The organism is Streptomyces sp. NBC_00271, assembly GCF_036178845.1.
In the GTDB taxonomy this organism is placed as follows: Bacteria; Actinomycetota; Actinomycetes; order Streptomycetales; family Streptomycetaceae; genus Streptomyces.
In genome coordinates, this window is record NZ_CP108070.1 from 2,280,181 (window position 1) to 2,292,544 (window position 12,364).

Annotated in this window: 11 protein-coding genes; 5 read left to right on the plus strand and 6 right to left on the minus strand. The window is 71.7% G+C overall.

Translation table 11 applies throughout. The features are described from left to right. The first annotated feature begins 191 nt into the window (after positions 1–191). Entirely contained in the window at positions 192–896 is a 705-nt protein-coding gene (locus OG798_RS10875; RefSeq protein ID WP_121416947.1) for a TetR/AcrR family transcriptional regulator, read from the plus strand. Here OG798_RS10875 and OG798_RS10880 read toward each other — a convergent pair. Then, entirely contained in the window at positions 884–2,386 is a 1,503-nt protein-coding gene (locus OG798_RS10880; RefSeq protein ID WP_097226613.1) for an LVIVD repeat-containing protein, read from the minus strand. The genes OG798_RS10875 and OG798_RS10880 overlap by 13 nt on opposite strands. 176 nt (positions 2,387–2,562) lie before the next feature. Between OG798_RS10880 and OG798_RS10885 the strand changes: the two genes are divergently transcribed. The 3 genes from OG798_RS10885 to OG798_RS10895 all read left to right on the plus strand — a co-directional run bounded on the left by OG798_RS10885 (position 2,563) and on the right by OG798_RS10895 (position 6,343). Further along, positions 2,563–3,264: a DUF305 domain-containing protein gene (locus tag OG798_RS10885; RefSeq protein ID WP_413253640.1), complete on the plus strand. Its 702-nt coding sequence runs from the start codon at positions 2,563–2,565 to the stop codon at positions 3,262–3,264. 199 nt (positions 3,265–3,463) lie between these two features. Further along, positions 3,464–4,822, plus strand: a complete 1,359-nt coding sequence (locus tag OG798_RS10890) for an FAD-dependent oxidoreductase (RefSeq protein ID WP_267061061.1) — start codon at positions 3,464–3,466, stop codon at positions 4,820–4,822. 162 nt (positions 4,823–4,984) lie between these two features. Continuing rightward, positions 4,985–6,343, plus strand: coding sequence for a nucleobase:cation symporter-2 family protein (locus OG798_RS10895; protein WP_121416944.1), 1,359 nt, complete (start codon positions 4,985–4,987; stop codon positions 6,341–6,343). A gap of 22 nt (positions 6,344–6,365) precedes the next feature. Here OG798_RS10895 and OG798_RS10900 read toward each other — a convergent pair whose 3' ends face one another. Next, entirely contained in the window at positions 6,366–6,740 is a 375-nt protein-coding gene (locus OG798_RS10900; protein ID WP_267061062.1) for an ArsR/SmtB family transcription factor, read from the minus strand. Positions 6,741–6,890: 150 nt separating this feature from the next. Here OG798_RS10900 and OG798_RS10905 point away from each other — a divergent pair, with 150 nt between their 5' ends. Further along, positions 6,891–7,976, plus strand: coding sequence for an NADH:flavin oxidoreductase/NADH oxidase (locus OG798_RS10905; protein ID WP_267061063.1), 1,086 nt, complete (start codon positions 6,891–6,893; stop codon positions 7,974–7,976). A gap of 5 nt (positions 7,977–7,981) precedes the next feature. On the opposite strand, the gene OG798_RS10910 is transcribed toward OG798_RS10905, so the two are convergent. The 4 genes from OG798_RS10910 to OG798_RS10925 all read right to left on the minus strand — a co-directional run bounded on the left by OG798_RS10910 (position 7,982) and on the right by OG798_RS10925 (position 12,275). After that, positions 7,982–9,001: a helix-turn-helix domain-containing protein gene (locus OG798_RS10910; protein ID WP_267061064.1), complete on the minus strand. Its 1,020-nt coding sequence runs from the start codon at positions 8,999–9,001 to the stop codon at positions 7,982–7,984. A 106-nt stretch (positions 9,002–9,107) separates the two neighbouring features. Next, positions 9,108–10,112, minus strand: a complete 1,005-nt coding sequence (locus OG798_RS10915; RefSeq protein WP_267061065.1) for an alpha/beta hydrolase — start codon at positions 10,110–10,112, stop codon at positions 9,108–9,110. 160 nt (positions 10,113–10,272) lie between these two features. Continuing rightward, positions 10,273–10,983, minus strand: a complete 711-nt coding sequence (locus tag OG798_RS10920; protein WP_097226606.1) for a response regulator — start codon at positions 10,981–10,983, stop codon at positions 10,273–10,275. Further along, positions 10,980–12,275: a sensor histidine kinase gene (locus OG798_RS10925; protein ID WP_328756876.1), complete on the minus strand. Its 1,296-nt coding sequence runs from the start codon at positions 12,273–12,275 to the stop codon at positions 10,980–10,982. The genes OG798_RS10920 and OG798_RS10925 overlap by 4 nt, the downstream gene beginning before the upstream one ends. Between the last annotated feature and the right edge of the window lie 89 nt (positions 12,276–12,364).

A 12,364-nucleotide genomic window follows, 5' to 3' on the forward strand; every position in this document is an offset into this window, starting at 1 on the left:
CAGCGCGGCTGTGCGACTCGCTCGGGAATCCTGCCCGGCCGGGAATTCCGCTCGCCTTGTACCCGTCCGCCTGAGACGATCCCCCGCGTCGCCCCAGGCGGACGGCAGCCCGAAGCCTCCCCCGCGGTGGGTCATGGCCCGGACGCTCTGAGTATAGTTGGCTGGCAGCCAGTCAACACAGGAGTTCCAGCATGTCCCCGCGCAGCCCGTCGGTCAATGAAGAGTTGCGCCGGCGTTCCCGGGAGCGGCTGTTGCAGGCCGCGGTGGAGCTGGTGAACGAGCGTGGCTACGAGGCGACGACGCTCGGGGACATCGCGGATCGCGCGGGATCGGCGCGCGGACTGGTGTCGTACTACTTTCCCGGCAAACGCCAGCTCCTGCAGTCCGCCGTGCACCGGATGATGCACCGCACGCTGGAGGAGGGGCTGGAGCGCGAGCCGCGTACCGAGGACGGCCGCGAGCGGCTGGCGCGGGCCATCGACGCGATCCTGGGCCTGGCGCGGGACCGGCCCGTGCTGATGCGTCAGCACATGGCGGGGATATTGCAGGGCGAGGGGTTCGTGCAGTGTCCGGAGCAGCAGCGCCTCGCGCAGCTGCTGCGGGAGACCGTCGCCGAGTACGGCTCCCAGGACGCCGACACCGACTACCCGATGCTGCGGGCGGTGCTCATGGGCGCGGTGTACGCGGCCCTGGTGCCGGGTGTGCCGATGCCGGTCCCGAGGCTGCGGGCCGAGCTGTTCGAGCGCTACCACCTCGACTGGGAGATGGGTGTCCCGCCGGGCACCGAGGTGCCCGGCGGGACGTGCGAGAGCGATCTGTCACGGTTCTTCACGACCGGCCGACGACCGGACGAGCAGCCGTCCGACGATCAGTCGTCCGACGATCAGTCGAAGTAGTCCGGCTGCGTCTGGACGTTGAGCTCGCGCAGGTGGACCCGCTTGGCCGGATCGGTGCGCCGGTCGCTGAGCTTGAGGACGTCGAAGCCCTTGGCGATGTCGTTCGAGTAGATGTAGCCGTTGTAGTAGTACGCCGACCAGGCGCCGCCGACCGTGAGCTTGTCGGTGGTCAGGGGTCCGCGCTCGAAGTAGGCGATCTCCTTCGGGTTCGAGGAGTCGGTGAAGTCCCAGACGGAGACGCCGCCCTGGTACCAGGCCTGGACCATGAGGTCCTTGCCCTTGACGGGGATCAGCGAGCCGTTGTGGGCCACGCAGTTCTCGGTGTCGGCCTGGTGGCGGGGGATCTTGAAGTAGTTCTTGAAGACGAGCTTGCGCTTGTCGCCCTTGCCGACGATGTCGTAGATGCCGTCGGCGCCGCGGTTCGGACCGATGGCCGCGTTGCAGGTGGCCGCCCCGCCGCCGCCCAACTCGTCGGTGAACACGACCTTGTTCGCCTTCTGGTTGAAGGTCGCCGAGTGCCAGAACGCGAAGTTGACGTTGTCCTCGACCTGGTCGATGACCTTCGGGTGCTCCGGGTCCTTGATGGAGAACAGGATGCCGTCGCCCATGCAGGCACCGGCGGCCAGGTCCTTGGAGGGCAGGACCGTGATGTCGTGGCAGCCGGTGGTCTTGGAGACGCCCGGGTTGGTGGGCGCGCCCGGGTTGCCGCCGCCGTCCGGCCCCTCGCCCGGGAACAGCACCGGGAAGTTCACCACGGCCGCCTTCTCAGGGGCCTTTCGCGGCACCTTGATGACCGAGATCCCGTCGTGCGGGGGCTGGCAGTCGGGGAAGGTGGCGCTCGGCGAGTACGAGGCGACGTAGATGTAGACGTTCTTGCGCTCGGGCACCAGCGTGTGGGTGTGCGAGCCGCAGGCGGTCTCGACGGCGGCGACGTACTTCGGGTTCGCCTTGTCGGTGATGTCGAAGACCTTCATGCCCTCCCACGAGGACTTCTCGGTCGCGGGCTGCGTGGTGCTGTTGCAGGAGTTGTCGCTGCGCGAGGAGTCGGTGGACAGGAAGAGCAGGTTGCCGGAGACGGACACGTCGTTCTGCGAGCCCGGGCAGAGCACCTGCGCCACCGTCCTGGGCGCCTTCGGGTTGCTGATGTCGAAGATGCGGAAGCCGTCGTAGTTGCCGGCGAAGGCGTACTTGCCCTGGAACGCGAGGTCGGAATTGGTGCCGGGCAGCGCGTCCTTGGGGATGTTGGTGAGGTGTTCGATGTTGTCGGAGTGGACGATCTCGTCCTGCCCGGGTATCTCGCCGTTCGCGATCGCCGTCCTGGTCTCAGTGGCATCACTGCGGGACACCTTCTCCGGAACGGCGGGGCCGTCCCCGGGATCGGGGGTCGCGGCCGCCGGGCCGGCCGTGAGCAGCGCGGCCAGGAGTCCGGCCGCGGCCGCGGCAACTCCCAGGCGTCTGCGCCGCGTTCGGGGATCGATCAACAGGGTCACTGCGTCCTCCCTTGTAGCCGTTCGCAGTCGAACGGTTCACGGACCCCAGAAGTATCGTCCGACTCATGCGCTGATCAACAGATGGCAACGTACTCGTAATGAAGGTTTTTGATCAGCAACGTTCACCGGCGTGCTAGGACGGTCATGAAACACCTGTGAGGTGTCCGGTGATTCATGTGCCCCTGGAGGTCGATGTGTTGCTCCGTCGTACGTCCCGCGCGTCCCGTACGCCCCGCACACGCCGTGCGCTCCTGGGCGCGGCCTCGCTGACGGTCGCCGTGCTCACGCTCGGGGGCTGCGACTCCGGCTCGGCTTCCGCGCCCAAGTCCGCCGGGACGAGCGGGCCTTCGGTGATCGCCCCCGGCAAGCCGGGCGAGGCGGCCGAGACGCTCTCCGCCGCGGACGCCGCGAAGCAGCGCAACGAGGACGACTCCCCCAACACGGCGGACTTCGCCTATGCGCGGATGATGATCGAACATCACACCCAGGCCCTGGAGATGACCGCACTCGCCCCGAAGCAGGCGGCGTCGGGCCAGGTGAAGCGGCTCGCCGCGCGGATCGCGGCCGCGCAGGGGCCGGAGATCACCACGATGAAGGGCTGGCTCACGGCCCACGACGGCGACAAGCGGGCCACGGAGCACCGGCACGAGGCGATGCCCGGCATGGCGACCGAGGCACAGCTGAAGGAGTTGCGCGCGGCGCGGGGCAAGGCCTTCGACACGCTCTTCCTGAAGCTGATGATCACACATCACGACGGGGCGATCTCCATGGCCACGGAGGTGAAGGCCCAGGGCAACAACATCCAGGTCGAGGAGATGGCCGACGACGTGATCGCCCAGCAGACGAGCGAGATCAGCAGGATGCGCGAGTTGCGGTGACGCTCGGCGACACCTCTGGCGACACCTCTGGCGAGCACCGGAACGATCACAACATGTATTCATGTCATGACTTTCCGTGCGGATGAACCCATACGCGTGTGCCGCGCGCCGCACCCTGTCAGCGGAGCGTCGGTGGTGCGATGCTGGAGCCATCAGCGATCTCCTCGAGCTGTTCGGGTTTCGGATTGGGAGTTCCGCCGTGCTGTATGTCGCCGTCGTCGGCTCGGGACCCAGCGGGGTCTACACCGCCCAGAGCCTCGTCCAGAGCGGGCTGTCCGAGGTCCGGGTGGACGTCCTGGACCGACTGCCATGCCCGTACGGCCTGGTGCGCTACGGCGTGGCGCCGGACCACGAGAAGATCAAGTCGCTGCAGAACAATCTGCGGGCGGTCCTGGAGGACGAGCGGGTGCGGTTCCTGGGCGATGTCCAGGTCGGCCCGGGCGGGGTGCCCGTGACCCGGCTGCGGGAGCTGTACCACGCGGTGGTCTACTGCGTGGGCGCCGCCACCGACCGCCATCTCGGAGTGCCGGGCGAGGAGCTGTCGGGCAGCTGGTCGGCGACCGAGTTCGTGTCCTGGTACAGCGCACACCCCGACTCCGCCACCGACGGCTTCGCGCTCGGCGCACGCTCGGCGGTGGTCGTCGGCGTCGGGAACGTCGCCGTGGACGTGACCCGGATGCTGGCCCGCGGCGCGTCCGAGCTGAGCCCCACGGACGTTCCGCAGGCGGCGCTGAGGGCGCTGGCCGCGAGCAAGGTGACCGAGATCAGCATGATCGGGCGGCGCGGTCCCTCGCAGGCCCGGTTCACCACCAAGGAGCTGCGCGAGCTCGGCTCGCTGCCGGACACCGAAGTGGTGGTGGATCCCGAGGAGTTGGCGCTCGATCCGCAGTACGTCGACCCGTCGGACCTGCCCGCCGCGCAGCGCCGCAATGTGGAAGTGCTGCGGGGGTGGGCCGCCGCACCGGCGCAGGACCGGGCCCGCCGGATCCGGCTGCGCTTCTTCCTGCGCCCGGTCGAACTGCTTCCCGACGAGGGCGACGGCACCCGGGTGGGCGCGGTGCGCTTCGAGCGTACGGCGCCCGACGGACACGGCGGGGTGACGGGCACGGGACGGTACGAGGACATCGAGGCGCAGTTGGTGCTCCGCTCGGTCGGCTATCGGGGCGTCCCCCTCGAAGGACTGCCCTTCGACACGGACCACGGCACGGTGCCGCACAGCGCGGGCCGGGTGCTGCGGGACGGCGTGGTCGCGCCGGGCGAGTATGTGGCGGGCTGGATCAAGCGGGGCCCGACCGGCGTCATCGGCACCAACCGGCCGTGCGCCAAGGAGACGGTGACCTCGCTCGTCGAGGACGCGCCCGAACTCATGCGACGGGAGCTGGCCGAGGATCCCCTCGCGGCGCTGCGGGCGGCCGGGGCGACACCGGTTCCGTGGGCCGGATGGGAGGCGATCGAGCGGGCGGAGGCGGAGCTCGGGGCCTCGCTCGGACGGGGTGTGGTCAAGCTGCCCGACTGGACTTCACTGCTGGCGGCGGCGCGGACGGCGACTTCGTCCTAGAGGCCTTCCGGCGGGGTCGGGCGCGACTCGGTGGGCATGACACATAGCGGCAACGGGCCGGAAATCAACAAACTGTTCAAGCCCCTTACGGTCTCGTGCTGTTCGGACGTTCCTCGCGCCGTCCGGCCGCCCCCGCCCCCACCCGCCGCTCCTGGAGTGCCCATGGCGACCACCGCACCCGCGCATCCCGTGCATCCCGTCGACGAGGTCCCACCCGTACGCCACCTGGCCGCCTTCGGGCTGCAGCACGTGCTCGCGATGTACGCGGGCGCGGTGGCCGTACCGCTGATCGTGGGCGGGGCGATGAAGCTCTCGCCCGCCGACCTCGCGTATCTGATCACCGCGGACCTGCTGGTGTGCGGTATCGCGACCCTCATCCAGTGCGTGGGCTTCTGGCGGTTCGGCGTACGACTGCCGATCATGCAGGGCTGCACCTTCGCGGCGGTCACGCCGATGGTCCTGATCGGGACGACGGGCGGCGGACTGCCCGCGATCTACGGATCGGTGATCGTCGCGGGACTCGCGATCGTGTTGCTGGCGCCGGTCTTCGGCAGGCTGCTGCGCTTCTTCCCGCCGCTGGTCACGGGCACCGTCATCCTGATCATCGGGGTCTCGCTGCTGCCGGTGGCGGGCAACTGGGCGGCTGGCGGAGTGGGCGCGAAGGACTTCGGGGAACCGAAGAACCTGGCGCTCGCGGGCTTCGTCCTGGCCGTGGTGCTGGGTGTGCAGCGGTTCGCGCCGCCCTTCCTGAGCCGGATCGCGGTGCTGGTCGGCATCGCGGTGGGCCTGGCCGTGGCGGTGCCGTTCGGGTTCACGGACTTCGGCGGGGTCGGGGACGCCCACTGGGTCGGGATCAGCACGCCGTTCCACTTCGGCACGCCGACGTTCCACGCCTCCGCGATCGTGTCGATGCTGGTCGTGGCGCTGGTGACGATGACGGAGACGACCGGTGACCTCATCGCGGTCGGCGAGATGACCGACCGCAAGGTCGAGCCACGCACGCTGGCCGACGGCCTGCGCGCCGACGGTCTCTCCACGGTGCTCGGCGGTGTGTTCAACACCTTCCCCTACACGGCGTTCGCGCAGAACGTGGGTCTGGTCGGCATGACCCGGGTGCGCAGCCGCTGGGTGGTGGCGACCGCGGGCGGCATCCTCGTCCTGCTCGGTCTGCTGCCCAAGCTGGGCGCGGTGGTCGCGGCGGTGCCGGCGCCGGTCCTTGGCGGCGCGGGTCTGGTGATGTTCGGGACGGTCGCCGCGAGCGGGCTGCGGACGCTGGCCGAGGTGGACTTCAAGGGCAACAACAACCTGACGGTGGTGGCCGTCTCGGTCGCCGTGGGCATGCTCCCCGTCGGCGTGCCGACGATCTACGCGAAGTTCCCCGACTGGTTCCAGACGGTGATGAACAGCGGGATCAGCGCCGGATGCCTGACGGCGATCGTCCTGAACCTGCTCTTCAACCACCTGCCGGGGAAGGCGGGTTCGGCCGGGGCCGCCGCCGAACCGAAGGCCGCCTCGGTCTGAGCCCCGCCGGTCACCCGGCCGGTCACCCAGCCATTCGCCGAGGTTCGCCGAGCCGCTCGCCCTGCCGCTCGATCGCGCCGAGGACGCTGTCGAGGAACCCGGGGAACAGCGCGTCCAGGTCGGCTCCTCGCAGAGCGTTCATCTTGGCCGTTCCCCGGTAGACCTGCCGGATCACCCCGCTCTCACGGAGCACCCGGAAATGATGCGTGGTGGTGGACTTGGTGACCGGCAGGTCGAAGTGCGAACAGGAGAGCTCGTCGCCTACGGCGGCGAGCTCGCGCACGATCCGCAGCCGCATGGGGTCGGAGAGCGCGTGCAGCACCGACTCCAGGCGGATCTCCTCACGCACCGGGTGCGGCAGGTCACGGCTGCTGCCGGCGGGGTCTGCGGTCGTCACGATGGCTCCACTTCGTCCAGGAACCTCATCTTCGTCCAGGAACCCCAGTGTACGGGGATTGTTCGACATCCCTCGTAGTTTGACACATGCCGTACTACGACGCCTATCGTACGAGGTGCAGCTCGGCACCCTCGACGAACGGAGTCCGCCGTGAGCACGCTCTTCGAGCCCTTCACCCTGCGCGAGGTGACCATCCCGAACCGGGTGTGGATGCCCCCGATGTGCCAGTACTCGGCCGCGCCGGAGGGACCCTCGACGGGCGCGCCGAACGACTGGCACTTCGCGCACTACGCCGCCCGCGCCACCGGCGGCACGGGGCTGATCGTCGTCGAGGCCACCGCCGTCTCCCCCGAGGGCCGGATCAGCCCCTACGACCTGGGCATCTGGAACGACACCCAGGTCGAGGCATTCCGCCGGATCACCCGCTTCCTGCGGAGCCAGGGCACCGTACCCGCGATCCAGCTCGTGCACAGCGGCCGCAAGGCCTCCACCGACCGCCCCTGGAAGGGCGGCGCGCCGGTCGGCGAGGACGCGTACGGCTGGCAGCCGCTCGCTCCGAGCGCGCTGGCCTTCGACGAGCGGCACCCGGTGCCGACCGAGCTGACCGTGGCCGGGATCCGGGAGATCGTGGGCCAGTTCGCGGACGCGGCGCGGCGCGCCCTGGACGCCGGTTTCGAGATCGCCGAGATCCACGGCGCCCACGGATACCTCGTCCACGAGTTCCTCTCCCCGCACTCCAACCGCCGCACCGACGCGTACGGCGGCTCGTACGAGAACCGTGTCCGCTTCGCCCTCGAGGTCGTGGACGCCGTGCGGGAGGTCTGGCCCGACGACAAGCCGCTGTTCTTCCGGATCTCCGCCACCGACTGGCTGGAGGAGGGCGGTTGGAGCGCCGACGACACCGTCCGCTTCGCGGGCGAGCTGCGCGCGCACGGCATCGACCTGCTCGACGTCTCCACCGGCGGCAACGTCTCGGGCGTACGCATTCCGGTCGGGCCGGGTTACCAAGTCCCCTTCGCCGCCCGGGTCAAGGAGGAGACCTCACTGCCGGTCGCCGCCGTCGGTCTCATCACCGACGCCGAGCAGGCCGCGAAGATCCTCGCCAACGACGAGGCCGACGCCGTGCTGCTGGGGCGCGAGCTGCTGCGCAACCCCTCGTTCGCACGCCTGGCGGCCCGTGAACTGGGCGCGGAGGTCCAGGTCCACGTCCCCGACCAGTACCACCGCTCCGTGTAGCAGTACTAGCGTGCCGCGTTCCGGTGCAACCGTCGTAGGACCAGCGCCAGTTGGAGGCGGAGTCGGCCGTGCGGGTCGTGGACCGGCCAGTCGAGCCAGTGCTCGGCCTGGACGAGGCGGTCCTGGAGTGTGGAGTGGTGCACGTTCAGCTCCGCCGCGGCGGCGCGCAGACTCGCGCTGAAGGCGACCGCGTTCAGCGTGCTCGCCGCCCAGGGGGCCGTCGCGACGGCGTGTTCGAGGGCGCGGACGTCGGGGACGGGTTCCGTGGTCGGGCCGACCGTGTCCGCGAGTAGCGCGAGGCCGCCCAGCTCGTCCGCGTACACCGTGCGGGGGCCGGGGTCCTGGTCGGTGCCCTCCGCGGTGAACCGCAGGGCGGTACGGGCGGCGGCCCACGACGCCGGAAGGTCCCGTACGGGCACCGCGGGGCCGATGCCCGCGCGACGGCCACCGGTGGTGGGCGTGCTGTCGCCGGTGACGGGCACCGCTTCGACGAGCGGGCCGCCCTCGACGGTCGCCACCACACGGGCGGCGGCCACGTCCCGCAGGCCGAGCCGGACGGCCGCCTGACGCCGGGCGTGCTCGGAGGCGGCGGCGTCCAGGAGCACCTCGACCGAGGCGGGGTCGGCCTGGCGGGCCTCCGCCGGAGCCCGCCCGCGCGTCCGGTCGAGCACCACCCGGGCGGCGGCCGCGGCGCGCTCGAGGACCATCGCGTGGACCCCGTCGAAGACTCCCGTGCGCTCCAGCCAGACGGCAGGCGGTCCGTCCGGCGTCAAGGGGACCGAGGGCCAGGCCGGGTCGAGGGGGCCGCCGTCGTCCCGGCGCGTCCCGTCGGCCTCGACCCGGACGCGGACTCCGCGCTCCTCGTCGACGAGTCGGGCCGGGCTGCCGGACAGCACGGCCGCGCCCCGCACCAGGGACTCCAGACCCGCCCGGCCCTCGATCAGCCGGTCGAAGTAGGAGATCACCTGGAGTGCGGCACCCGCGTCGGGGTCGAGCGCCGCGAGCCTGCCCGCCAGCTCCTTCACCGAACTCACTCACCTCGCACGGGCCACCGGAAAGCGTCGCTCCCTCATGCTCCGGCTTCCGGCGCCCGGTGCCAAGCCGTCACCGGCAGGAACGCGGTGGACGGGGTCAGTTCTCCAGGAGCCGGCGCAGCCAGCGCAGACGTGCGGCCTTGGTGTCCTGGGACAGGGCGGCCTGCGGCGCCATCAGGTCGTATCCGTGGAAGCCACCGGGCCACACGTGGAGTTCGGCCCGGCCGCCCGCCTGCCACAGGCCGCTCGCGTAGGCGACGGCCTCGTCCCGGAAGGTCTCGGCCGAGCCGACGTCGATGAAGGCCGGGGGCAGCCCGGAGAGGTCCTCTGCGCGGGCCGGGGCGGCGTAGGGAGAGACGTCCGGGCCGCCGCGGGCGTCACCGAGCAGGGCCGTCCACCCCATGTGGTTCGCCGCGCGGTCCCACACGCCGAGACCGGCCATCTGATGGCTGGAGGGGGTGTCGTTGCGGTCGTCGAGCATCGGGCACAGCAGCACCTGTCCCAGGAGCGCCGGTGTGCCGCGGTCCCGGGCGAGCAGGGCGACCGCCGCGGTCAGACCGCCCCCGGCGCTCGCGCCCGCGACGATGATCCGCTCGGGGTCGAACCCCAGTTCCCCGGCATGCTCGGCCGTCCACTTCAGTCCGGCGTAGCAGTCCTCGACGAGGGCCGGATGCGGGTTTTCGGGCGCGAGGCGGTACTCCACCGACACCACGGCCGTGCCCAGCTCCTCGGCCCAGTCGAGCATTTCCCCGACGCCGGTGCGGTTGTCGCCGATCACCATGCCGCCGCCGTGCACGTTGTAGACGACGGGCACGGCCGCGGCGGCCCGGGTCGGTCGGCAGATGAGCAGGGGGATGTCCGGTGCGCCCTGCGGCCCGGGCACCGTGCGCTCCTCCACCGCGAAGGCGCCGTCCCGGGTCAGGTCCAGGTCCGCCCCTTCCGACAGCGCCATGCCCTCGCGCAGCGCCGGGATCATCTCGACGCTGAACGAGGACGGCAGCTGTTCGCGGATGATCTCCAGGGCGGCGGCGAGCTCCGGGTCGAACGGCGGGGGCGGCCCGACCCGGGAGCCCTGCGCCTCGGCGGACGGATTGGTGGTCATCGGCTCTCCCTGCGTCCGGGCCACGTCCCTGTGACCACTGGCTGTCATCGTGCCGCGCGCCCGCGGTCCCGCGGCAGCGCCAGACGGCGGAGAAGTCCCGCCGGACGGCGGGATGCCCGTCGCCGCACGCGTCCCCGTCACCGCGTACCCCCGCCGCCGCTCAGTCCCCGACCCGTACCAGCCCGCTCTCGTAGGCGAAGATCACCGCGTGGATACGGTCCCGGAGGCCGAGCTTGGTCAGGATGCGGCCGAGGTGGGTCTTGACGGTCGTCTCCCCGACGAAGAGGCGGGCCGCGATCTCACCGTTGGCCAGTCCCCGGGCGACCAGGGCGAGGACTTCCCGTTCCCGCTCGGTGAGGGCGGCGAGGCGGCGGCGCTGGGCGGGCGTGGACGCGGACGCGGGCCCGTGCAGGACGAAGCGTTCGACCAGGCGCCGGGTGAGCGAGGGCGCCACCATGACCTCGCCCCGCAACACCGCCCGGACGGTCACCAGGATCTCCTCGGCCGGGGCGTCCTTGACGAGGAAGCCGTTCGCGCCGGCACGCAGGGCCGCGTAGGCGTACTCGTCGAGGTCGAAGGTGGTGACGACGAGGATCCGGGGCCCGTGGGGCTGCGCGCAGAGGTGCTCGGTGGCGGCCAGTCCGTCCAGACCGGGCATGCGTACGTCCATCAGGACGAGGTCCGGCTCCAGGGCGGCGGCGCCCGCGATCGCCGCGTCGCCGTCGGCGGCCTCGCCCACCACGGTGAGGTCGGGCTGGCTGTCGACGACCATGCGCAGCCCCATCCGGATCAGCTCCTGGTCGTCGCAGATCAGCACGCGGGACGGGGACGACGTCGGGGACGGGGTCGAGGTCGGGGTCGGCCCGGTCATGGGGCCGTCCCGGTGGGCTCGGGCCCGGCGACGCGCAGGGTGGCGGCGACCTGGTAGCCGCCGTCGGGTGTGGGCCCCGCGTCGACACTCCCGCCGTACAGGGCGGTGCGTTCGCGCATGCCGGTGAGGCCGCGACCGGACGAGGGCAGCGGGGCGGGGTGCTCGGTGACGGCGCCCCCTGCGGCTGCGGCTGCGGCTCCGGCCGAGTTCTCCACCCGCACGCGGACCAGCCGCCCGGGCCCCTGAGCACCCGTGTCGACCCGTACGTGGATCGTGGCGTCCGCCGGCGCGTGCTTGACGATGTTGGTGAGCGCCTCCTGCACGATGCGGTACGTCTGCACGGTGAGGTCCGCCGGCAGGCCGCCCTGCTCGCCGCGCAGGTCCAGCCGGGCGCGCGTGCCGCTCGTGTTGAGGCGTCCGATCAGCCGACGCAGATCGGCCGAGAGGTGCTCGGGAGCGGAGTCGGGGTTGTGGTCGGAGTCGGGGTCGGGGTCGGGATCCGCTGAGGCGTCCGCGTCGGGCGTACGCAGCACCTCCAGCAGCCGGCGCAGTTCACCGAGCGCCTCGCGGCCGGTCGCGCTGATGACGCCGAGGGTGCGGTCGACGACGGCGGGGTCGACATGCCGCATCAGCCTGCCGCCCTCGGCGTTGACCACCATCACGCTCACGCTGTGCGCGAGGACGTCGTGGATCTCGCGGGCGATGCGCGCCCGTTCCTCGGCGACGGCGACCCGGGCCAGGGCGAGGCGCTCCGACTCGACGAGTACGACCCGCCGCTCGAACTCGGCGAGGTAGGCGCGCCGGGCACGGACGTACTCGCCGAACACCCAGGACCCGGCCAGCAGCAGCCCCACCGCGAGCGGGGTGAGCCATGCACCTCGGGCGCCCGGACCCACGTACTCCCGCTGCCACGCGGGAATCCACAGCAGTACGCAGGCGGCGGCACCGACCACCGTCAGCGCGGCGGCGCGGCGCAGACCGCGCACGGTGAGGGTGGCCAGGACCGCGGCCAGGGCGACGGCGCCGCGCCCCGGTTCCTGTCCCCACACGTGTCCGAGGTACTGAGCCCAGAAGGCCGCCGTCACCAGGGCCGCGACGAGCACCGGCCGACGGCGGCGCCACAGCAGCGGCAGCACCAGGGCGACATACACACCCGCCTGTACCCAGACCGGCCGCCAGCCCGGCTCCGGGCGGATGACCGGGGGCACGGCCACCAGCACGACCAACAGGACGTCCGTCAGCCACGGGTGGCCGCGCCGCAGGCCGAGCAGGGTCTCGATCAGCCGTTGCACCGCCTCACGCTATGACCGGGGCCCGCTCCGCCGCATCGTCCTGCGGGGCGTCACGGGGTCCTCCCGAGGTCGTACGCGCACCGGCCGGG

Coding starts and splice junctions, on each gene's coding strand:
- OG798_RS10915 (WP_267061065.1), bottom strand. CDS start 10,112: ATGACCACCAATCCGTCCGCCGAGGCGCAGGGCTCCCGGGTCGGGCCG.
- OG798_RS10920 (WP_097226606.1), bottom strand. CDS start 10,983: ATGACCGGGCCGACCCCGACCTCGACCCCGTCCCCGACGTCGTCCCCG.
- OG798_RS10895 (WP_121416944.1), top strand. CDS start 4,985: ATGGCGACCACCGCACCCGCGCATCCCGTGCATCCCGTCGACGAGGTC.
- OG798_RS10875 (WP_121416947.1), top strand. CDS start 192: ATGTCCCCGCGCAGCCCGTCGGTCAATGAAGAGTTGCGCCGGCGTTCC.